Origin of the sequence: Paenibacillus sp. 1-18, assembly GCF_000520755.1 — a bacterium.
Lineage (GTDB): Bacteria > Bacillota > Bacilli > Paenibacillales > Paenibacillaceae > Paenibacillus > Paenibacillus brasilensis.
This window is the reverse complement of sequence record NZ_ASSB01000020.1, coordinates 16,407-38,833: the sequence shown is the minus strand read 5'-3', so window position 1 is coordinate 38,833 and position 22,427 is coordinate 16,407. Positions and strand designations below refer to the sequence as shown.

Annotated in this window: 27 protein-coding genes; all 27 read left to right on the top strand. The window is 45.7% G+C overall.

What is annotated here, in order from left to right; genetic code table 11:
* Positions 1-109 precede the first annotated feature (109 nt).
* The 27 genes from L693_RS0101130 to rpsE all read left to right on the top strand — a co-directional run bounded on the left by L693_RS0101130 (position 110) and on the right by rpsE (position 22,426).
* A complete protein-coding gene (locus tag L693_RS0101130; RefSeq protein ID WP_025715686.1) occupies positions 110-751 on the top strand; it encodes a class I SAM-dependent methyltransferase in 642 nt (213 codons plus the stop codon).
* 315 nt (positions 752-1,066) lie between these two features.
* Positions 1,067-4,612, top strand: a complete 3,546-nt coding sequence (rpoB, locus tag L693_RS0101125) for a DNA-directed RNA polymerase subunit beta (protein ID WP_007432590.1) — start codon at positions 1,067-1,069, stop codon at positions 4,610-4,612.
* Positions 4,613-4,751: 139 nt separating this feature from the next.
* Positions 4,752-8,366 (top strand): DNA-directed RNA polymerase subunit beta', encoded by a 3,615-nt coding sequence (gene rpoC, locus L693_RS0101120; protein ID WP_025715685.1) that lies wholly within the window; start codon positions 4,752-4,754, stop codon positions 8,364-8,366.
* A gap of 222 nt (positions 8,367-8,588) precedes the next feature.
* On the top strand, positions 8,589-8,840 hold the full coding sequence (locus L693_RS0101115) for a ribosomal L7Ae/L30e/S12e/Gadd45 family protein (RefSeq protein ID WP_007432588.1): 252 nt from the start codon (positions 8,589-8,591) through the stop codon (positions 8,838-8,840).
* A 143-nt stretch (positions 8,841-8,983) separates the two neighbouring features.
* A complete protein-coding gene (gene rpsL, locus L693_RS0101110) occupies positions 8,984-9,406 on the top strand; it encodes a 30S ribosomal protein S12 (protein ID WP_007432587.1) in 423 nt (140 codons plus the stop codon).
* A gap of 50 nt (positions 9,407-9,456) precedes the next feature.
* Positions 9,457-9,927, top strand: coding sequence for a 30S ribosomal protein S7 (gene rpsG / locus L693_RS0101105; RefSeq protein ID WP_007432586.1), 471 nt, complete (start codon positions 9,457-9,459; stop codon positions 9,925-9,927).
* 47 nt (positions 9,928-9,974) lie between these two features.
* Positions 9,975-12,053, top strand: coding sequence for an elongation factor G (gene fusA, locus L693_RS0101100; RefSeq protein ID WP_025715684.1), 2,079 nt, complete (start codon positions 9,975-9,977; stop codon positions 12,051-12,053).
* A 94-nt stretch (positions 12,054-12,147) separates the two neighbouring features.
* Positions 12,148-13,338, top strand: a complete 1,191-nt coding sequence (gene tuf, locus L693_RS0101095; protein ID WP_007432584.1) for an elongation factor Tu — start codon at positions 12,148-12,150, stop codon at positions 13,336-13,338.
* Between the two features lie 339 nt (positions 13,339-13,677).
* Positions 13,678-13,986 carry a 30S ribosomal protein S10 gene (gene rpsJ / locus L693_RS0101090; RefSeq protein WP_006676490.1) on the top strand — a complete coding sequence of 103 codons (309 nt, stop codon included), beginning with the start codon at positions 13,678-13,680 and terminating at the stop codon, positions 13,984-13,986.
* Positions 13,987-14,018: 32 nt separating this feature from the next.
* Positions 14,019-14,642, top strand: coding sequence for a 50S ribosomal protein L3 (rplC, locus tag L693_RS0101085; protein ID WP_025715683.1), 624 nt, complete (start codon positions 14,019-14,021; stop codon positions 14,640-14,642).
* Positions 14,643-14,668: 26 nt separating this feature from the next.
* A complete protein-coding gene (gene rplD / locus L693_RS0101080) occupies positions 14,669-15,292 on the top strand; it encodes a 50S ribosomal protein L4 (protein ID WP_025715682.1) in 624 nt (207 codons plus the stop codon).
* Positions 15,292-15,582: a 50S ribosomal protein L23 gene (gene rplW, locus L693_RS0101075; protein WP_007432581.1), complete on the top strand. Its 291-nt coding sequence runs from the start codon at positions 15,292-15,294 to the stop codon at positions 15,580-15,582. Before rplD ends, rplW begins: the two co-directional genes overlap by 1 nt.
* Positions 15,583-15,612: 30 nt before the next feature.
* On the top strand, positions 15,613-16,443 hold the full coding sequence (gene rplB, locus L693_RS0101070; protein WP_025715680.1) for a 50S ribosomal protein L2: 831 nt from the start codon (positions 15,613-15,615) through the stop codon (positions 16,441-16,443).
* Positions 16,444-16,515: 72 nt separating this feature from the next.
* Entirely contained in the window at positions 16,516-16,794 is a 279-nt protein-coding gene (gene rpsS / locus L693_RS0101065; RefSeq protein WP_007432579.1) for a 30S ribosomal protein S19, read from the top strand.
* Positions 16,795-16,829: 35 nt separating this feature from the next.
* A complete protein-coding gene (gene rplV / locus L693_RS0101060; RefSeq protein WP_007432578.1) occupies positions 16,830-17,162 on the top strand; it encodes a 50S ribosomal protein L22 in 333 nt (110 codons plus the stop codon).
* Between the two features lie 13 nt (positions 17,163-17,175).
* Complete coding sequence (gene rpsC, locus L693_RS0101055) at positions 17,176-17,841, top strand: 30S ribosomal protein S3 (RefSeq protein ID WP_007432577.1); 666 nt, start codon at positions 17,176-17,178, stop codon at positions 17,839-17,841.
* Between the two features lie 2 nt (positions 17,842-17,843).
* On the top strand, positions 17,844-18,278 hold the full coding sequence (gene rplP, locus L693_RS0101050) for a 50S ribosomal protein L16 (RefSeq protein WP_007432576.1): 435 nt from the start codon (positions 17,844-17,846) through the stop codon (positions 18,276-18,278).
* Entirely contained in the window at positions 18,268-18,465 is a 198-nt protein-coding gene (gene rpmC / locus L693_RS0101045; RefSeq protein WP_007432575.1) for a 50S ribosomal protein L29, read from the top strand. Before rplP ends, rpmC begins: the two co-directional genes overlap by 11 nt.
* 50 nt (positions 18,466-18,515) lie before the next feature.
* A complete protein-coding gene (gene rpsQ / locus L693_RS0101040) occupies positions 18,516-18,779 on the top strand; it encodes a 30S ribosomal protein S17 (RefSeq protein ID WP_007432574.1) in 264 nt (87 codons plus the stop codon).
* A gap of 34 nt (positions 18,780-18,813) precedes the next feature.
* Positions 18,814-19,182 carry a 50S ribosomal protein L14 gene (rplN, locus tag L693_RS0101035; RefSeq protein ID WP_007432573.1) on the top strand — a complete coding sequence of 123 codons (369 nt, stop codon included), beginning with the start codon at positions 18,814-18,816 and terminating at the stop codon, positions 19,180-19,182.
* A 36-nt stretch (positions 19,183-19,218) separates the two neighbouring features.
* Positions 19,219-19,572: a 50S ribosomal protein L24 gene (gene rplX / locus L693_RS0101030; RefSeq protein ID WP_007432572.1), complete on the top strand. Its 354-nt coding sequence runs from the start codon at positions 19,219-19,221 to the stop codon at positions 19,570-19,572.
* A gap of 31 nt (positions 19,573-19,603) precedes the next feature.
* Entirely contained in the window at positions 19,604-20,149 is a 546-nt protein-coding gene (gene rplE, locus L693_RS0101025) for a 50S ribosomal protein L5 (protein WP_025715678.1), read from the top strand.
* A 75-nt stretch (positions 20,150-20,224) separates the two neighbouring features.
* Positions 20,225-20,410: a type Z 30S ribosomal protein S14 gene (locus L693_RS28695; RefSeq protein ID WP_013312154.1), complete on the top strand. Its 186-nt coding sequence runs from the start codon at positions 20,225-20,227 to the stop codon at positions 20,408-20,410.
* Positions 20,411-20,442: 32 nt separating this feature from the next.
* Complete coding sequence (gene rpsH / locus L693_RS0101020) at positions 20,443-20,841, top strand: 30S ribosomal protein S8 (RefSeq protein WP_007432570.1); 399 nt, start codon at positions 20,443-20,445, stop codon at positions 20,839-20,841.
* Between the two features lie 33 nt (positions 20,842-20,874).
* Positions 20,875-21,417: a 50S ribosomal protein L6 gene (rplF, locus tag L693_RS0101015; protein WP_025715677.1), complete on the top strand. Its 543-nt coding sequence runs from the start codon at positions 20,875-20,877 to the stop codon at positions 21,415-21,417.
* A gap of 115 nt (positions 21,418-21,532) precedes the next feature.
* Entirely contained in the window at positions 21,533-21,901 is a 369-nt protein-coding gene (gene rplR / locus L693_RS0101010) for a 50S ribosomal protein L18 (protein WP_007432568.1), read from the top strand.
* 27 nt (positions 21,902-21,928) lie between these two features.
* Positions 21,929-22,426, top strand: a complete 498-nt coding sequence (gene rpsE, locus L693_RS0101005) for a 30S ribosomal protein S5 (protein WP_007432567.1) — start codon at positions 21,929-21,931, stop codon at positions 22,424-22,426.
* The last annotated feature ends 1 nt before the right edge of the window (position 22,427 follow it).

The following is a 22,427-nucleotide window of genomic DNA, read 5'->3' as shown; positions in this document are numbered from 1 at the left end:
CTTGAGGTGATCTTCAAGGGGTTTGTTGCTGTAAAACGGTAGTGCCAACATGTCTGAAACGTGATCGTAAGGGCTATGATGGTATTACAACCGAAAGAGGTGGTCATGAATGGCTGATCATTATTACTCTAAACGGCCAGAGGCGGCGCATGAACGACGGAGCCTGGAGACAGTGCTGAGGGGACGGACATACCGTTTTGCCAGTGATTCAGGTGTATTTTCAAAACAGGGGATTGATTACGGCAGCCGTGTGCTCATTGAAGCGATGCAGCTTCCTGTACAGGCCTCGGTGCTAGATGTAGGATGCGGATATGGACCGATTGGGTTGACGGCAGCAACGCTTGTGCCAGAGGGCCACGTTACGATGATTGATATTAACGAACGAGCCGTTCAATTGGCAAAGGAAAACGCAGAACGAAATGGGATTAAGAATGTCACTATTAAGCAGAGCGATTTGTTCGCGGAAGTGAAACATGAGCATTTTGACGTGATCTTGACGAATCCCCCTATACGTGCAGGGAAAGAAACCGTGCATGCCATTTTTGAGTTGGCGTATGAGCATTTAAACGAAAGTGGAGCTTTGTGGGTGGTCATTCAGAAAAAGCAGGGGGCTCCTTCAGCAAGTGCTAAAATCGAGAGTCTTTTCGGTAGTGTGGAGGAAGTTACGAAGGATAAAGGCTATCGAATTTTGAAGGCCAAAAAAAATTCAGGAAAATGCAATAGGACCATTGACTTGAATCCTGGTCTGTGATATCATTATAAAATGTCAGTATTAGGATGCCCTCCATGGCTTTAGTTTGTTGAAATGTCAATAGGTTTATGCGTAGAAGGGTATAGTATGTATCTCTATTACGTATAATATAATCATTTTGGGCAAATCTACAAGTGATGAAGATCTTCCGGCAAGAGGATTCTGCAGATACGTCGCTCTTTTTTCGAATGCATTCGAGTAAGGGCTTTTCTGTATTTGTAAGATCGAATCTTCTGTATGTGTCTTATTATAAGGTCACAAACAGAGGTTCGCAATGTATTTTTAAAGTGAGTAGACATGAGGGGTGAGTTTAAGTTGGCAGGACATCTTGTTCAATATGGTCGACGCACTCGGCGCAGTTATGCACGTATTAATGAGGTACTCGAGGTTCCGAACCTGATTGAAATCCAACAAAAATCCTATGATTGGTTTTTGGAGGAAGGATTACGGGAGATGTTTCGGGATATTTCACCGATTCAGGATTTCACAGGAAACCTGATTTTGGAATTTATCGATTACTCTCTCGGAGAACCTAAATATACCGTTGACGACGCAAAGGAACGCGACGTAACGTATGCAGCACCGCTTCGGGTAAAAGTCCGGCTTATTAATAAAGAAACCGGGGAAGTGAAAGAGCAGGAAGTATTCATGGGAGACTTCCCGCTGATGACTGAAACGGGTACGTTTATTATTAACGGTGCGGAACGGGTTATTGTCAGCCAGTTGGTTCGCTCTCCCAGCGTCTATTTCAGCACAAAAGTCGACAAGAATGCGAAAACAACATACACCGCAACGGTAATTCCTAACCGGGGGGCTTGGCTCGAACTGGAGATGGATGCGAAGGACATTATCTATGTCCGGATTGACCGTACCCGTAAAATTCCGGTTACGGTGTTGCTGCGTGCGCTAGGCTTCGGCACTGATGCTGAGATTTTGGATTTGCTCGGCAATGACGAATATATCCGTAACACGCTTGATAAAGACAATACCGACTCTACCGAGAAAGCGCTGATTGAGATTTATGAGCGTCTTCGTCCGGGTGAGCCACCTACACTGGATAATGCAAAGAGCTTGCTCGTTGCACGCTTCTTTGATCCAAAACGTTATGATCTGGCCAACGTAGGCCGTTACAAAATCAATAAAAAGCTGCACATCAAAAACCGTCTGTTCAATCAACGGCTAGCTGAGACCCTGATTGATACGACAACTGGTGAAATCATCGCTGAGGCAGGGCAAATGGTGGATCGCCGCCTGTTGGACGAAATTTTGGCTCAACTGGAAGAATCGGTTGGACACCGTACGTATCATGTTGCTAGTGGCGTACTGGAAAGCAATGATATTCCACTGCAAACGATTGATGTATTCTCACCAATTGAGGATGGTAAAGTTGTAAAACTGATTGCTAACGGAAATATTGATAAATCGGTTAAGAATATTACGCCTGCCGATATTATTTCCTCCATCAGTTATTTTATTAACTTGCTTCACGGAATCGGAAGCACAGACGATATTGACCACTTGGGTAACCGTCGTTTGCGTTCTGTAGGTGAGTTGCTCCAGAACCAGTTCCGCATCGGTTTGTCCCGTATGGAACGTGTGGTTCGCGAAAGAATGTCGATCCAGGATGCCAATGTAATTACGCCACAGGCGCTGATCAACATACGTCCGGTAATCGCCTCGATTAAAGAGTTCTTTGGTAGCTCCCAGTTGTCTCAGTTCATGGATCAGACAAACCCGCTTGCTGAATTGACACACAAACGTCGTTTGTCCGCTCTCGGACCTGGTGGTTTGACACGTGAGCGCGCGGGCATGGAGGTACGTGACGTCCATCCGAGTCACTACGGCCGTATGTGTCCTATCGAGACACCGGAGGGACCGAACATTGGTTTGATTAACTCCTTGTCTACCTTTGCGCGAATCAACGAGTACGGATTTATCGAAGCTCCTTATCGTTGGGTAGATCCGAAAACCGGAAAAGTTACAGATCAGATTGATTACCTGACTGCTGATGAGGAAGATAACTACATCGTAGCTCAGGCAAATGCGGAATTGACTGAGGAAAACACCTTTAAGGATGAAGTCGTTATTGTCCGCTATAACAAGCAATCTGATAACATTATTCCAATGGCGAGTAGCCGTGTTGATTACATGGACGTATCGCCTAAACAGGTCGTATCGGTCGCAACTGCACTGATTCCGTTCCTGGAGAACGATGACTCTAACCGCGCATTGATGGGTTCCAACATGCAGCGGCAGGCTGTCCCGCTTCTGATTCCAAAGGCTCCTTTGGTTGGAACAGGAATGGAGCATAAGTCTGCAAAGGATTCCGGTGTTTGCGTTGTGTCCAAGTACAACGGGGTAATCGAACGTTCTTCGGCTAATGAAATTTGGCTGCGTCGTATTGAAACTGTAGACGGCGCTGAAGTAAAAGGCGACATTGTTAAGTATAAATTACACAAATTTATGCGTTCTAACCAAGGAACATGCATCAACCAGCGTCCGATTGTTAACAGAGGTGATATTGTCAAAGTTGGCGATATTCTTGCAGATGGTCCTTCCACAGAGATGGGCGAGCTGGCATTGGGACGTAACGTTGTCGTGGCCTTCATGACTTGGGAAGGTTACAACTACGAGGATGCGATCCTGCTGAGTGAGAAGCTGGTCAAGGAGGATGTATACACCTCGATCCATATCGAGGAGTACGAATCCGAGGCTCGTGATACGAAGCTTGGACCTGAAGAAATTACTCGTGATATTCCGAATGTTGGTGAAGAAGCGCTTCGTAATCTGGATGAGCGCGGCATCATTCGCATTGGTGCTGAAATCGCCGCAGGTGACATTCTCGTTGGTAAAGTAACACCTAAGGGTGTGACTGAGCTGACAGCCGAAGAGCGTCTCTTGCATGCGATCTTTGGTGAGAAGGCACGCGAAGTTCGCGATACTTCCTTGCGAGTTCCTCACGGAACTGACGGGATCGTTGTAGATGTTAAAGTATTTACACGTGAAAATGGCGATGAGCTGCCACCAGGTGTGAACCAGCTGGTACGCGTATACATTGCTCAAAAACGTAAAATCTCCGAAGGCGATAAAATGGCTGGACGTCACGGTAACAAGGGTGTCGTTGCCCGTATCTTGCCTGAGGAAGATATGCCATTCCTGCCGGATGGTACACCAGTACAGGTTGTTCTGAACCCGCTGGGCGTACCTTCACGGATGAACATCGGACAGGTGCTCGAGGTCCATCTGGGTATGGCTGCAATGCGTCTTGGTATTCATGTGGCTACGCCAGTATTTGATGGTGCCAAGGAGTACGACGTGTTCGATACGATGGAAGAAGCAGGTATGCAGCGTAATGGTAAGACTGTGTTGTATGATGGACGTACAGGCGATCGTTTTGAACGTGAAGTTACTGTCGGTGTCATGCACATGATTAAACTTGCGCACATGGTTGACGATAAAATTCATGCCCGCTCTACGGGTCCTTACTCTCTCGTTACGCAACAACCATTGGGCGGTAAAGCTCAATTCGGTGGTCAGCGTTTCGGGGAGATGGAAGTATGGGCACTGGAAGCCTACGGCGCGGCGTACACGCTTCAGGAAATTTTAACTGTGAAATCCGATGATGTGGTTGGACGTGTTAAAACTTACGAATCCATCGTCAAAGGTGAAAATGTCCCTGAACCGGGTGTTCCTGAATCATTCAAGGTCTTGATCAAAGAGCTGCAAAGCTTGGGTATGGACGTGAAGATTCTGTCCGAAGACGAACAAGAGATCGAAATGAGAGAGCTTGATGACGAGGATGATACAACCGGCGATAAGCTGAGTTTGAATCTGGAAGGCTCTGAGGTTGGCGTAGAGTAGTTGGATCGCTGACTGAATCTATCAGCTTTGTCATATGCCTTGATCCATCCTAGGATGGAATGGGCTTCTTGATACCGCCCGGTGCTGCCGGGCGGTATCAAACCTAAAAACTCAGGATTTGGTTAAGGAGGGTTGCTCCTTGTTGGACGTTAACAATTTCGAATATATGAAAATCGGGCTTGCTTCCCCCGAGAAGATTCGTTCTTGGTCCCGCGGAGAAGTCAAAAAACCGGAGACGATTAACTATCGTACGCTTAAACCGGAAAAAGAAGGACTATTTTGCGAGAAAATTTTTGGACCTACGAAAGATTGGGAATGTCATTGCGGTAAGTACAAACGTGTACGCTATAAAGGCGTTGTCTGTGACCGTTGTGGTGTAGAAGTTACCCGCGCTAAGGTTCGTCGTGAGCGCATGGGACATATCGAGTTGGCTGCCCCTGTATCGCACATTTGGTACTTCAAAGGTATTCCAAGCCGCATGGGTCTTGCTCTTGATATGTCTCCAAGATCTCTCGAAGAGATCATTTACTTCGCATCTTATGTTGTAACTGATCCAGGAGATACGCCACTGGAGAAAAAGCAGCTTCTGTCCGAAAAAGAATACCGCAGCTACCGTGAAAAATACGGGTACGGTTTCCAAGCAGGTATGGGGGCCGAAGCGGTTAAAAAGCTTCTTCAAGATTTGGACATCGATAAAGAACTGGAATTCCTGAAGGAAGAGCTGCGTACAGCTCAAGGACAACGTCGTAATCGTGCCATCAAGCGTCTTGAAGTTATTGAGGCGTTCCGTAACTCTGGCAACCAGCCGGATTGGATGATCATGGACGTACTGCCTGTAATTCCTCCTGAGCTTCGTCCAATGGTACAGTTGGATGGCGGACGTTTTGCTACTTCCGATCTAAATGATCTGTATCGCCGTGTTATTAACCGTAATAACCGTCTGAAACGCCTGTTAGATCTGGGTGCGCCAGATATTATCGTGCAAAATGAAAAACGGATGCTGCAGGAAGCTGTTGACGCTCTGATTGATAATGGCCGTCGTGGTCGTCCTGTTACAGGTCCGGGTAACCGTCCTTTGAAATCCCTCAGCCACATGCTGAAAGGTAAACAAGGTCGTTTCCGTCAAAACTTGCTCGGAAAACGTGTTGACTACTCCGGTCGTTCCGTTATCGTAGTAGGTCCGTACTTGAAGATGTACCAATGCGGTTTACCGAAAGAAATGGCGCTGGAACTGTTCAAGCCTTTTGTTATGAAAGAGCTTGTGAACAAAGGTCTGGCACACAACATCAAGAGCGCGAAGCGCAAAGTAGAGCGTGTGAGCGCAGAAGTATGGGATGTGCTCGAAGAAGTAATCAAGGAGCATCCGGTTCTTCTTAACCGTGCCCCTACGCTGCATAGACTCGGTATTCAAGCGTTTGAACCGATTTTGGTTGAAGGTCGTGCGATTCGTTTGCATCCGCTCGTATGTACGGCATACAATGCTGACTTTGACGGTGACCAAATGGCGGTTCACGTTCCGTTGTCTGCGGAAGCTCAGGCAGAGGCTCGTTTGCTCATGCTGGCATCCGGCAACATTTTGAATCCAAAAGACGGCAAGCCTGTTGTTACTCCTTCCCAGGATATGGTTCTTGGTTCGTTCTATTTGACTATGGATAACAAGGAAGAAGAAGGAAGCAATATGATCCTTCGCAACCCGAATGAGGCTATCTCGGCGTACCAGCGTGGTACAGCGGGGCTTCATGCTCGTGTAGCTATTCCGGTTAGAGCTTTGAATAAAACGAGCTTTACAGAGAAACAACAAGATGCAATGCTGATTACAACAGTGGGTAAAATTATCTTTAATGAGATTTTCCCAGCAAGCTTCCCGTACATCAATGACGCTACCCGCGCAAACCTGCTCTACGGTACTGCGGAGGAGTTCTTTGTTTACGAGAAGGGTGTAAATCTTACGGATGCTATTCAAAACGCTCCGCAAGCTAGCGGGGTGGGCAAGGATTACCTTGGTAACATCATCGCCCGTTGTTTTGAAATTTACCATACAACAGAAACAGCTGTAATTCTGGATAAGATCAAGCAGCTTGGCTTTACGTATTCCACTCGTGCGGGTGTAACTGTTGCTGTGGCGGACGTAATTGTGCCAGTGGAAAAACAAGAGATTCTTAAGGGATCTGAGGACAAAGCGCAAGTCGTAACGAATCAGTATCGTCGTGGTCTGATTACGAACGAGGAACGCTATGACCGAATTATCGATATCTGGTCCAAAGCAAAAGATGATATTACTGATGTGCTGATGAAGTCCATGGATCGCTATAACTCCATCATGATGATGGTAGACTCCAAAGCGCGTGGTAACAAATCACAGATTACCCAGCTTGGCGGTATGCGTGGACTGATGGCGAATCCATCCGGTCGTATTATCGAGCTCCCAATTAAATCGAATTTCCGTGAAGGTCTGACAGTACTCGAGTACTTCATCTCCACACACGGAGCGCGTAAAGGTTTGGCGGATACGGCCCTTCGTACGGCTGACTCTGGTTACCTGACTCGTCGTCTCGTTGATGTGGCGCAGGATGTTATTGTGCGCGAAGATGACTGCGGAACGGATAAAGGCTTTACAGTAAGCCGTATCCAGGACGGTAAAGAAGTAATTGAGGACCTGTATGATCGTTTGGAAGGCCGCTATTGCTTTGAAACGGTACGTCATCCGGAGACTGGCGAGATTTTGGCTAGACGTAACGAACTGATTGACTCCAACAAGGCTGAAGCAATTGTTAAAGCTGGTGTAGAGAAGGTTCAAATTCGTTCCGTACTAAGCTGCCGTGCCAAACACGGTGTCTGCAAAAAGTGCTACGGTCGTAATCTGGCTACTGGTAAACACGTTGAGATTGGTGAAGCGGTTGGTATTATCGCGGCGCAATCCATCGGTGAACCGGGAACACAGCTCACCATGCGTACGTTCCACACAGGCGGTGTAGCGGGCGACGATATTACACAAGGTTTGCCTCGTATCCAGGAGCTTTTCGAAGCGCGTAATCCTAAAGGTCAGGCTACCATCAGTGAAATTGACGGTGTAGTTAAAGAAGTTCGTGAAGGTAAAGACCGTCGTGAAATCGACATTCAAGGTGAAGCTGAAACGAAGACTTATTCGGTAACTTATGGTTCACGTCTGCGTGTAAGCGAAGGCATGACCGTTGAAGCCGGGGATGAACTGACGGATGGTTCAATCGACCCTAAAGAAATGCTGCGCATTAAAGGTATTCGCGGGGTACAAAACTATATCCTTCAGGAAGTTCAGCGTGTATACCGAAATCAGGGTGTAGAAATCAACGACAAGCACGTGGAAGTTATGATTCGTCAAATGCTGCGTAAAATCCGTATCATTGATGCGGGTGACACGACGCTGCTTCCAGGCTCCTTTGTTGATGTACATGAGTATGAAAATGCGAATAAGATAGCGATTCTCAGCGGACAAGAGCCAGCGGTAGCTAAACCGGTTCTGCTCGGTATTACCAAGGCGTCTCTGGAAACTGATTCCTTCTTGTCTGCAGCTTCCTTCCAGGAAACTACTCGTGTCCTGACCGATGCTGCTATTAAAGGCAAGGTCGATCAGTTGCTTGGTCTGAAAGAGAATGTAATTATTGGTAAATTGATTCCTGCGGGAACAGGTATGAACCGCTACCGTAGTGTGAAATTTGCCCAGCCGGAAGAGGAACAAACCTCATCTGAGCAACTTGAGCCGATTTCAGCTGATTAATAAAAAACATTAATGGCCCGGGGCATCTTATACCTTGCTGGAGCCTTGCATAAAGGCTTCAGCAGGCGATGTTCCGTTGCTTTTTTCTGAGAATGAACGTGATAGCTTGGATCAAGTGAATTATAGCTGATAATTATCTTGACATTGTTAATAGTCAATGCTAATATAGCAAAGGTGCGTGAGCAGCCTATATGCTATTGGGTCTTTTCGGAGGAATGAGATATGTCTAAAGAACAGGGACTGCAAGATGCTCATGTCAAAATCGGTACCAAACAAACCATTCGTATGGTAGAATTGGGCTTCGCCTCTGAAGTATATGTGGCAGAAGACGCAGATCAGCGTCTCACTTCCAACATCATTGCTTTGTGCAACAAGCAAGGAGTCAAAGTGACTCTCGTAGACACAATGAAAAATCTCGGAGCTGCATGTGGGATTGAAGTGGGGGCCGCAATGGCTGCTATCGTAAAACAATAGGGTAAGGAACGTTTTTGTCTAGGGAATTGTATTCTTGTCGGCAAAGACTTTTCATTTGTTCTTTTATGAACCGCCTGGCTCTGTGGGCTTAGATGAGGTTTGTAAAGCAACAGCAAAAATTGAGGAAGGGGGTGGCAACCAACATGCCAACTATTAACCAACTGGTTCGTAAAGGACGTCAAGCCAAAATCGAGAAATCGAAATCACCGGCTTTGCAAAAAGGTTTTAATGCCTTGAAACGTGAAGCTACCGACATCAGTGCCCCGCAAAAACGCGGAGTGTGCACTCGTGTAGGTACTATGACTCCAAAGAAACCAAACTCCGCACTTCGTAAATATGCTCGTGTTCGTTTGACGAACCGTGTAGAGGTGACTGCTTACATTCCAGGTATTGGACATAACCTTCAAGAACACAGCGTAGTGCTGATTCGTGGCGGTCGTGTAAAAGACCTTCCGGGTGTGCGTTACCATATCGTTCGTGGTGCTTTGGATACTGCAGGCGTAAACAACCGCATGCAAGCTCGTTCCAAATACGGCGCTAAACGCCCTAAAGCTAAAAAATCCTAATGAATATAAACCGCATATGCAGGTTTAACATGTAAGAAAGGGGGATATCCATGCCACGCAAAGGTCCAGTTACCAAAAGAGACGTGTTGCCAGATCCGGTATACAACAGCAAGTTGGTTACCCGCTTGATCAACCGCATCATGCTCGACGGAAAACGAGGCGTTGCTCAAAGCATTCTGTACAATGCGTTCAAGCTTATCCAAGAACGTACGGGGAATGACCCGATGGAAGTTTTTGAAGCAGCTATCAAGAATATCATGCCAGTCCTGGAAGTTAAAGCACGCCGTGTCGGCGGTGCCAACTACCAAGTACCAATCGAGGTAAAACCAGAAAGACGTACGTCCCTGGGATTACGTTGGCTCGTAAATTACTCCCGCAACCGCGGCGAGAAGACTATGGAAGAGCGTTTGGCGGCTGAGATTATCGATGCTTCCAACAACACAGGCGCTTCCGTGAAAAAACGTGAAGACACTCACAAAATGGCTGAAGCGAACAAAGCGTTTGCTCACTATCGTTGGTAGGATTCAGCTCAAAAAAATAACTTCAATTTTGAAGGGAGACCCATTTCATGGCAAGAGAGTTCTCCTTGAAAAATACACGTAATATCGGGATCATGGCTCATATTGACGCGGGTAAAACCACAACAACAGAGCGGATCTTGTTCTACACAGGCCGTACGCACAAAATCGGTGAAGTTCACGAAGGCGCTGCGACAATGGACTGGATGGAACAAGAACAAGAGCGCGGAATCACGATTACTTCCGCTGCGACGACCGCTGCCTGGAAAGGTCACCGCGTCAATATCATCGACACCCCGGGGCACGTTGACTTCACTGTAGAAGTTGAACGTTCCCTTCGTGTATTGGACGGAGCAGTTGGTGTTTTCAGTGCGAAAGAAGGCGTTGAGCCTCAGTCCGAAACCGTATGGAGACAGGCTGATCGCTATGGCGTTCCACGGATCGCATATGTAAACAAAATGGATATCATTGGTGCTGATTTCCTGAATGTTGTCTCTGACATGCGTGATCGCCTTCAAGCGAACGCAGTTGCGATTCAATTGCCAATCGGCGCTGAAAATGACTTTTTAGGTATCATTGATATTGTTGCACAAAAGGCTCATATGTACAAAGATGACCTTGGTCAAGATATCGAAGAAACCGAAATTCCTGCGGAATTCAAAGATCAAGTTGAAGAACTTCGCAACGAATTGATTGAGAAGGTTGCTGAACTGGACGAAGATTTGACTATGAAATACCTGGAAGGCGAAGAGATTACGGTTGAAGAAATTAAAGCCGCTCTCCGCAAAGGTGTTGTAGAAGTTAAAATCTTCCCTGTTATCTGTGGATCTTCTTACCGTAACAAAGGTGTTCAGTTGATGCTGGATGCTGTTGTTGACTACCTGCCAGCTCCTATTGATGTACCAAGTATTCAAGGTCATCTGGAAGATGGTACGGAAGTTGAACGTCATTCTTCTGATGAAGAGCCTTTCTCTGCATTGGCCTTCAAAATTATGACGGACCCTTACGTTGGTAAGTTGACATTCTTCCGCGTATACTCTGGTGTACTTCAATCCGGTTCATACGTATTGAATGCAACAAAGGGCAAACGCGAACGTATCGGACGTATTCTTCAAATGCATGCGAACAGCCGTCAAGAAATCACTGAAGTTTACTCCGGTGATATTGCGGCAGCCGTAGGTTTGAAAGATACAGGTACAGGTGATACACTGTGTGATGAGAAGAATCCTGTTATTCTCGAGTCCATGAATTTCCCTGATCCGGTTATCGAAATCGCGGTTGAGCCTAAAACCAAAGCTGACCAAGACAAAATGGCAGTTGCACTCGGCAAGTTGACCGAAGAAGATCCAACTCTTCGCGCTTCAACTAACGAAGAAACTGGTCAAACCATCTTGGCAGGTATGGGTGAGCTTCACTTGGACATTATCATTGACCGTATGCGTCGTGAGTTCAAAGTGGAAACCAATGTTGGTAAACCACAGGTAGCATACCGTGAAACATTCCGCGCTCCAGCACGTGTTGAAGGTAAGTTTGTTCGTCAATCCGGTGGTCGTGGTCAGTACGGTCACGTATGGGTTGAGTTCGAACCACTCGAAGCAGGTACTGGTAGCCAGTTTGAAAGCAAGGTTGTCGGTGGTTCTGTTCCAAGAGAATACATCGGACCTGCACTTGCTGGTATTGAAGAGCAAATGAAAAACGGTGTCCTGGCTGGCTTCCCGCTTGTGGACGTTAAAGCTACAATTGTGGATGGATCATACCATGATGTCGATTCCAATGAAATGGCTTTTAAAATTGCCGGCTCAATGGCGCTGAAAGCAGCGAAAGACAAATGTAAACCAGTATTGCTTGAGCCGATTATGAAAGTTGAAGTAACGGTTCCAGAGGAATACATGGGTGACGTAATGGGTATGTTGAACTCCCGTCGTGGTCGGATTGAAGGTATGGATTCCCGTGGTGGTGCCCAAATTATTCGCGCAATGGTTCCATTGTCCGAAATGTTTGGATATTCGACTACTCTTCGTTCCGGTACACAAGGACGCGGTGTGTTCTCCATGGAGCTTCATCATTATGAAGAAGTTCCGAAGAGCATTGCCGAAGAGATCGTTGCCAAAACCAAAGGCGGCGAGTAATACAGTGTATTAGCTGATCGGTATACTCAAGGTTTTACCAAGAGGTATCCGGCAGCCTAAAAATAAAACAAGTTATTGAGGAGGAATTGTTCAAATGGCAAAGGCTAAGTTTGAACGTAACAAACCGCACGTTAATATCGGTACTATTGGTCACGTCGATCATGGTAAGACAACTTTGACTGCTGCAATCACAACTGTACTTTCCAAAACTTACGGTGGTGCTGCTGTAGCATTCGACCAAATCGATAAAGCTCCAGAAGAGCGCGAACGCGGTATCACAATCTCCACTGCACACGTGGAATATGAAACACCTAACCGTCACTATGCACACGTTGACTGCCCAGGTCACGCCGACTATGTTAAAAACATGATCACTGGCGCTGCACAAATGGACGGAGCGATTCTGGTTGTATCCGCAGCTGATGGCCCAATGCCACAAACTCGCGAACACATCCTGTTGTCCCGCCAAGTAGGCGTTCCTTACATCGTTGTATTCCTGAACAAATGCGACATGGTTGAAGACGAAGAATTGTTGGAACTGGTTGAAATGGAAGTTCGCGACTTGCTGAGCGAGTACGAATTCCCAGGCGACGACACTCCAATCACTCGTGGTTCCGCTCGTGAAGCACTGCAAAACCCAGAAGGCGACTGGGCTAAGAAAATCGTTGAAATGTTCGAAACAATCGACACTTACATCCCAACTCCAGAACGCGACACTGACAAGCCTTTCCTTATGCCTGTCGAGGACGTATTCTCCATCACTGGTCGTGGTACAGTTGCTACAGGCCGTGTAGAGCGTGGTACTGTTAAAGTGGGCGACGAAATCGAAATCATCGGTATCCAAGAAGAATCCCGTAAATCCGTTGTAACAGGTGTTGAAATGTTCCGTAAATTGCTTGACTCCGCTCAAGCTGGTGACAACATCGGCGCACTGCTTCGCGGTGTAGATCGTGCACAAATCGAGCGTGGCCAAGTATTGGCTAAACCGGGTTCTGTTAATCCACATACAGAATTCTCTGCTCAAATCTACGTTTTGACTAAAGAAGAGGGTGGACGTCACAAACCTTTCTTCACTGGATACCGTCCACAGTTCTACTTCCGTACAACTGACGTAACTGGTATCATCACTTTGCCAGAAGGTTCCGAAATGGTAATGCCTGGCGACAACATTACGGTTACTGTTCAACTGATCAGCCCAATCGCAATCGAAGAAGGAACTAAGTTCTCCATTCGTGAAGGTGGCCGTACAGTTGGCGCCGGTGCCGTAGCAACAATCTCTAAATAATAAGGCTGCAAGCCTTGAATATAGTAACATTGTACTGGAACGAGTAACATTGTATTGGAACGAAGCTAAACGAGCCCCTGCACTGGTGCGGGGGCTTTTCTCTTGAATGAAAGGCGAGCTACGGGCGCAATTCTATCTTTTTGAAAATAAGATGCATTGTTTTTTCGTTTTTGCTTGCAATAGGCAGAACTATTAGATATAATAACTAATGTTGTTTGTGACTGTGCGATGATGTGAGAGGTTACTGACACACCCGGCCCCTTTGCCATGGGAGGGCTGTCGGAAAATTTTCACGGAGTATGTCCGATACCAAATTGGGCGATAGAAGGAGGGACTAAAATGGCAAAGCAAAAAATTCGTATTCGTTTGAAAGCTTACGATCACAGAATTCTTGATCAATCCGCTGAGAAAATTGTTGAAACAGCTAAACGTTCGGGCGCTGGTGTATCCGGACCAATTCCGCTGCCAACTGAAAAACAAGTTATTACTATTCTCCGTGCGGTGCACAAGTACAAGGATTCTCGGGAACAATTCGAAATGCGCACACACAAGCGTTTGATCGACATTGTTAACCCTACTCCACAAACTGTGGATGCCTTGATGCGCTTGGATCTGCCGTCCGGTGTAGATATCGAAATTAAATTGTAATATGTGATTAGGAAAAGAAAAGAGGTGTCAACATGAAAGGTATCTTAGGAAAAAAACTCGGAATGACTCAAGTGTTTACCCCTGAAGGTAACGTGCTTGCTGTTACGGTTATCGAAGCGGGACCTTGTGTTGTTCTGCAAAAGAAAGATCAGGAAAACGATGGGTACGAAGCGATTCAACTCGGTTTTTCTGATAAAAAAGAAAAAAGATCCAATAAACCTGAAGCAGGGCATACGAAAAAAGCAAATACTGCACCTAAGCGCTACGTTCGTGAACTTCGTGGCATCGACCTTGCTGCGTACGAGGTTGGCCAAGAACTGAAGGCTGATGTCTTCACAGAAGGCGAATTCGTTGACGTAACAGGTATTTCTAAGGGTAAAGGTTTTGCTGGCGTTATCAAACGTTGGGGACAAAGCCGCGGACCAATGGCGCACGGCTCGCGTTACCACAGAGGTCCAGGTTCCATGGGCTCCATCCAAGCTAACCGCGTTCCTAAAGGCAAACACCTGCCAGGACATATGGGTAATGAAACAGTAACGATTCAACGTCTTGAAGTTGTTAAAGTCGATACTGAACGTAATGTATTGCTCGTGAAAGGTTCTATTCCAGGACCTAAAAACAGCTTCGTTAAAGTATTAGAAACGGTGAAAAAATAAACAACTGAAGAAAGGAGGAACACGAAATGCCAAAAGTAGCACTTTTAAATATTAGCGGCAGCCAAGTAGGCGAAATTGAATTGAACGATGCTGTATTCGGTATCGAACCGAATAAACACGTTCTTCATGATGCTGTTGTTATGCAATTGGCTTCCCTGCGTCAAGGTACTCACAAAGTAAAAGGACGGTCTGAAGTACGTGGCGGCGGACGTAAACCTTGGAAACAAAAGGGTACTGGTCGCGCTCGTCAAGGTTCGATCCGTGCACCGCAATGGGTTGGTGGCGGCACTGTATTTGGTCCGACTCCACGCAGCTATGCTTACAAATTGCCTAAAAAAGTTCGTCGTCTGGCGATCAAATCGGCATTGTCATCCAAAGTGATTGAGAATGAAATCATCGTATTGGACGCTCTTACACTGAACGGACCTAAAACGAAAGAATTCGCAGCCATTTTGGATAACCTTAAAGTTGATCGTAAAGCATTGATCGTAGCTCCTAGCTATGATGATAATGTAGCACTGTCCGCTCGTAATATTCCTGGTGTGAAGTTTGTATCCGCAGACGGCATTAATGTTCTTGACGTGCTTGGACACGACAAACTGATCATTACGAAGGAAGCAGTTCAGAAGGTAGAGGAGGTGCTCGCGTAATGAAGGATCCTCGTGATATTATCAAACGTCCGGTTATCACCGAACGTACGGCTGGCATGATGAATGACTTGAAATACGTTTTCGAAGTTGACATTCGTTCTAACAAAGTCGAAATTAAAAAAGCAATCGAAGCGATCTTTAACGTGAAAGTAAGTAACGTAAATACGCTTCGTGTTCCTGCAAAACCAAAACGCTACGGACGTCATTCCGGCTATACGAGCGAGTGGAAAAAAGCGTTCGTAACGCTGAGCAAAGACAGTAAGCCGCTTGAGTTTTTTGAAACGGTATAATTGAAACTGTAAAGTAAGGAGGGAAACTCAGTGCCAATTAAAAAGTATAAACCAACGTCCCCGGCCAGACGTGCAATGTCTGTATCTACTTTCGAGGAGATCACAACAAATCAGCCCGAGAAATCGTTGCTGGCACCTCTGAGCAAGCAAGCTGGACGCAATAACCAAGGTAAAATTACAGTTCGTCATCAAGGCGGCGGACACAAACGTAAATACCGTATTATTGACTTCAAACGTAACAAAGATGGAATACCGGGCCGCGTTGCTACGATCGAATATGATCCGAACCGTACGTCCAACATCGCACTTATCCACTATGTGGATGGTGAAAAACGTTACATCATCGCTCCTAAAGGCTTGAAAGTAGGAGACGAAGTGGTATCCGGTCCGGAATCCGACATCAAAATCGGTAACTCCTTGCCATTGGAAAACATTCCTGTAGGTACGGTTATCCACAACATCGAATTGAAACCGGGTAAAGGTGGCCAACTCGTTCGTGCTGCTGGTACGGAAGCCCAACTTCTTGGTAAAGAAGAGAAGTATGTAACAATTCGTTTGACTTCCGGTGAAGTTCGCCGCATTCTGAAAGTTTGCCGTGCTACAATCGGTTCTGTTGGTAACGAAGACCACGAACTTGTTAAGATCGGTAAAGCTGGTCGTAGTCGTTGGTTGGGACAACGCCCTGAAGTTCGTGGTGTTGTTATGAACCCTAACGATCACCCACACGGTGGTGGTGAAGGTCGCGCTCCAATCGGACGTAAATCTCCAATGTCTCCATGGGGCAAACCAACCCTTGGTTACAAAACACGTAAAAAAGGTAAAGCATCTGATAAATACATCGTTCGTCGTCGTACTAAGTAATGAAACGTGCGCTTAAGTCGCACGTTAACATTTTAAGGAACGATAACGTTTTAACGAAGGGAGGATTCATAAATGGGTCGCAGTCTCAAAAAAGGACCATTCATTGATGGTTACTTGCTGAAAAAAGTAGAGGTTTTGAACGAGTCGGACAAAAAAGTCGTGATCAAAACTTGGTCCCGTCGCTCTACAATTTTCCCACAATTTATCGGACATACGTTTGGTGTATACGATGGTCGTAAACACGTGCCAGTATACGTAACGGAAGATATGGTCGGACACAAATTGGGCGAATTCGCTCCAACGCGTACGTACAAAGGCCATACGGATGACGATAAGAAAACAAGAAGATAATCAACACAGCGTAGTGTTTGAGAGGAGGTAACTCAATGGAAGCAAAAGCACATGCTAAATCCGTGCGGATTTCCGCTCGCAAAGTGAAACTTGTTATCGATTTGATTCGTGGCAAGCAGGTTGGTGAGGCGATTGCAATTCTTCGTCACACTCCGAAATCCGCTTCTCCAGTCGTTGAGAAATTGTTGAATTCTGCGATTGCAAATGCAGATCACAACTACTCTATGGACGTAAATAAATTGGTAGTATCTGAGGTTTTCGTAAACCAAGGTCCTACTATGAAACGATTCCGCCCGCGTGCAATGGGTCGTGCAAGCCGCATCAATAAACGCACCAGTCATATTACTCTGGTGGTATCTGAAAAATAAGGAGGGAAAACGTGTGGGCCAAAAGGTAAATCCCGTCGGACTCCGAATCGGTATTATCCGTGATTGGGAATCCAAATGGTATGCAGGCAAAGATTTCGGTGATCTTTTGCTGGAAGACGTTAAGATTCGTGAGCATCTGAAGAAAAGATTGAAAGACTCCGCTGTATCCCGTGTTGAAATCGAGAGAGCAGCTAACCGCGTCAACGTAACGATTCACACTGCGAAACCAGGTATGGTTATCGGTAAGGGTGGTTCCGAAGTTGAAAACCTGCGCAATGAAATCACTAAAATTGCAGGCGGTAAAAAGGTACACATCAATATCTCTGAAATCAAAAACCCTGAACTGGATGCAATTCTGGTTGCTGAAAGCATTGCACAACAATTGGAACGTCGTGTTTCTTTCCGTCGTGCGTTGAAACAAGCAATTCAAAGAACTATGCGTTCCGGTGCAAAAGGAATTAAAACTCAAGTAGGCGGACGTCTTGGCGGTGCTGAAATCGCTCGTTCCGAAGGGTACAGCGAAGGAACTGTTCCACTGCATACGCTTCGTGCTGACATCGACTACGGTACAGCAGAGGCTCATACTACTTATGGCCGTCTTGGCGTAAAAGTATGGATCTATCGTGGAGAAGTTCTTCCTCCAGCTAAGAAACAAGCTCCTCAGGAAGGAGGCAACTAATCATGTTGGTACCTAAACGCGTAAAACATCGTAAACAACAACGTGGTCACATGAAGGGTCGTGCAAAAGGCGGTACTACACTGAATTTTGGTGAGTACGGTTTGCAAGCTACTGAACCAGCATGGATCACTAACCGTCAAATCGAAGCTGCTCGTATTGCGATGACTCGTTACATCAAACGTGGTGGTAAGGTTTGGATTAAAATTTTCCCTGACAAACCAATTACTCAGAAGCCTCTTGAGGTTCGTATGGGTAGCGGTAAAGGTAACGTAGAAAAATGGGTTGCAGTAGTGAAACCAGGTAAGATCATGTTTGAACTTGCTGGTGTACCGGAAGAGATTGCTCGTGAAGCAATGCGTCTTGCCGCTCACAAACTGCCAATCAAAACTAAGTTTGTGAAACGTGAAGAATTGGGTGGTGAAGCAAATGAAGGCTAGTGAATTCCGCAACCTAACCACTGCTGAAATCGAACAAAAGATCTCTGGTTTTAAAGAAGAACTTTTTAACCTTCGTTTTCAACTCGCTACCGGTCAGCTTGATAACCCGACTCGGATCGGCGCTGTGCGTAAGGAAATTGCTCGTGCTAAAACTGTGATCCGTGAAAGAGAACTTGGGATTAGCTAAGATATTAGACCGGGTGGAAAATCCGCCTGTAATTAGGAAGGAGGCCAACAATGAGCGAACGTAATGCCCGTAAAGTATTAGTCGGTAAAGTAGTTAGCGACAAAATGGATAAAACGATCGTGATTGCTGTAGAAACTTACAAAAAACATGATCTCTACCATAAACGCATTAAAGTGACTAAAAAATTCAAAGCTCATGATGAAAACAACACCGCACAAATCGGTGATACTGTTAAAATCATGGAAACTCGTCCTTTGTCCAAAGACAAAAACTGGAGACTGGTCGAAATCGTTGAAAAAGCTGTTATAATCTAATGTAGTGTAGTTTTTCCGAAAGGAGGATAAATAAATGATTCAACCATTTACACGTTTGACTGTGGCTGACAATTCCGGTGCGAAGGAACTGATGTGTATCCGTGTGCTCGGTGGTACGGGACGTCGTACAGCTCAAATTGGTGACCTGATCGTTTGTTCCGTAAAACAAGCAACACCAGGCGGCGTTGTCAAAAAGGGTGATGTAGTAAGAGCGGTTGTCGTTCGTACTAAACGTTCTATCCGCCGTAAAGACGGTTCCTACATCGGATTTGATGAGAACGCAGCAGTGGTCGTTAAAGAAGACAAGAGCCCACGCGGTACTCGTATTTTCGGACCAGTTGCTCGCGAACTTCGTGACAAGGACTTTATGAAAATCGTTTCCTTGGCTCCAGAAGTGATCTAAATTCACCTTAAAATGTGCCCGTAGGAGGTGTACGAAATGCCAAAAGTGAAAAAAGTTCTGGAATCCCATAACAACAAGCTGCACGTCAAAAAGGACGATACTGTTCTGGTGATTACAGGTAAAGATAAAGGTAAAAAAGGTCGCGTTATCGCTGCTTACCCTCGTCAAAACCGTGTGCTTGTGGAAGGTGTTAACATGATTAAAAAACACCAAAAGCCTAATCAGCTGAATCCACAAGGCGGCATCATCGAGAAAGAAGCTCCGATTCACGTTTCCAACGTTATGCACATTGATCCGAAGAGCGGAAAAGTAACTCGTATTGGTTACAAAGTATTGGACAACGGAAAAAAAGTGCGTATTGCAAAGCGTTCAGGCGAAGTGATCGACTAATTATTTTTTGAAGAAAGGAGGACTATGATTCATGGCAACAACAAGAATGAAAGAACGTTTCTTGAAAGAAATCACTCCTGCTTTGATGCAGAAGTTCAACTATACAACAGTGATGCAAGTGCCTAAAATCGAGAAAGTTGTAATCAACATGGGTGTTGGCGATGCAGTTCAAAACTCCAAAGTGCTTGATTCAGCTCTCAATGACATGCAGTTGATCGCTGGTCAAAGACCAGTTATCACTCGCGCTAAAAAATCTATTGCAGGTTTTAAATTGCGTGAAAACATGCCAATCGGTGTTAAGGTAACACTTCGTGGCGAGCGTATGTATTATTTCTTGGACAAATTGTTCAACATTACACTTCCTCGCGTACGTGACTTCCATGGTGTATCAACAAAAGCTTTTGACGGACGTGGTAACTACACGCTTGGTTTGAAAGAACAGTTGATCTTCCCGGAAATCGAGTATGATCAGGTTGATAAAGTTCGTGGTATGGACATCGTTATCGTAACGACTGCCAAAACTGACGAAGAGTCCCGTGAGCTTCTGACTCAGCTGGGCATGCCTTTTGCAAAGTAATGTTGGCATAACGTTTTGGGCGTCTGATTTAAAGGACCCCTGTTCTCCGAAACTATTTAGGAGGTGTCAGGCTAAGTGGCAAAAACTTCAATGAAAGTCAAACAACAACGCACACCAAAGTTTAAAGTTCGTGCTTACACTCGTTGTGAGCGTTGTGGTCGTCCACATTCGGTGCTGCAAAAGTTTAAAATCTGCAGAATTTGCTTCCGTGAATTAGCTTATAAAGGCCAGATTCCTGGCGTGAAAAAAGCAAGCTGGTAAAAAGTCCTGTTTGGGAAGGAGGTTTATACACAATGACTATGTCTGATCCAATTGCAGATATGCTTACACGTATTCGTAACGCGAACACTGTTCGTCACGAAACGGTAGAAATGCCTGCATCTACAATGAAAAAACAAATCGCCGACATCCTGAAACGTGAAGGATTCATTCGTGATGCGGAATTTGTTGAAGATAGCAAACAAGGGATCATCCGTATTTTCTTGAAATACGGTGCGAACAACGAGCGTGTTATTACAGGTTTGAAAAGAATCAGTAAACCAGGTCTTCGCGTTTACACGAAGAGCAATGAGATTCCACGCGTTCTGGGTGGACTCGGGATCGCAATCATTTCAACATCCAAAGGTATCATGACTGATAAAGAAGCACGTCAGTCCAAAGCCGGCGGAGAAGTGGTTTGCTACGTTTGGTAAGATAACGTTTAAAAGATAGGAGGTGCAACAGATATGTCCCGTATTGGTCGTAAACCAATCACAGTACCAAGTGGTGTTGACGTAACTTTGAACAACACAGTGATCACAGTTAAAGGTCCTAAAGGAACATTGACTCGTGAGCTTCACAAAGACATGTCCGTTACTGTGGAAAACAATGAAATTAATGTAGTTCGTCCTTCGGACAACAAACTTCACCGTTCTTTGCATGGAACAACCCGCAGCGTTGTCAGCAACATGGTAAGTGGTGTAACTGAAGGCTTTTCCAAATCTCTGGAGCTGGTTGGGGTCGGATATCGTGCAAGCAAATCCGGAGATAAAATCGTCCTGAACGTTGGATACTCTCACCCGGTTGAAATCACACCGGAAGCGGGCATCGAATTCGAAGTTCCTTCGAACACTAAAATCATCGTTCGCGGAATTGATAAAGAGCGTGTAGGTGCCTACGCTGCTAAAATTCGTTCCGTTCGTGAACCTGAACCGTACAAAGGTAAAGGGATTAAATACGAAGGCGAGCGCATCATCCGTAAAGAAGGTAAAGCCGGTAAGAAGAAATAAGTTTCTTACCGACTTTGTGCGGTCTTTCTGCAGGAAAGATTTCGTACTTCTTTTTTACCCAGTGCGTCTTAGTATAAAGCTTTAAAAGGCAAACTGAAGGGAGTGAAAACTTGAGATGATTACAAAACAAGATAAAAATAAAGCACGTGTCAGAAGACATCTGCGTGTACGTAAAAAAATCGAAGGTACGGCTGTACGTCCTCGTCTGAACGTGTTCCGCTCTTCCAAACATATCTACGCACAACTGATTGATGATGTAGCTGGTGTAACATTGGTATCTGCATCCACTATGGATAAAGAACTGAGCAGCGAAATCAAAAACGGTGGTAGTGTTGAAGCAGCTCGTAAGGTTGGCGAACTTGTTGCTAAACGTGCAAAAGAAAAAGGTCATGCTAACATCGTATTTGACCGTGGTGGATACTTGTATCATGGACGAATTCAAGCTTTGGCTGATGCAGCTCGCGAAGCAGGCCTTGAATTTTAAGACATTTCTCAAAAGGAGGTTAACGACTTGCGTGTAGATCCGAATACTTTGGAACTGACTGAAAGAGTAGTAAATATTAATCGTGTAGCTAAAGTTGTCAAAGGCGGACGCCGTTTCAGCTTCAGTGCTCTGGTAGTAGTAGGCGACGGCAACGGCTGGGTAGGCGCTGGAATCGGTAAAGCTGGCGAAGTACCTGATGCGATTCGCAAAGGTATTGAAGATGCTAAGAAAAACCTGATTCACGTTCCACTCGTAGGCACAACAATTCCTCACCTTGTTACAGGTAAGTTCGGTGCTGGCCGGGTTCTGCTGAAACCGGCATCGGAAGGTACTGGGGTTATCGCTGGTGGTCCAGTTCGTGCTGTACTGGAGCTTGCTGGTGTAGGTGATATCTTGACAAAATCTCTGGGTTCTTCGAATTCCATGAATATGGTCAATGCGACTTTGGAAGGTTTGTCCCGCTTGAAACGCGCTGAAGAAGTTGCAAAATTGCGCGGCAAATCCATCGAAGAGCTGCTGGGCTAAG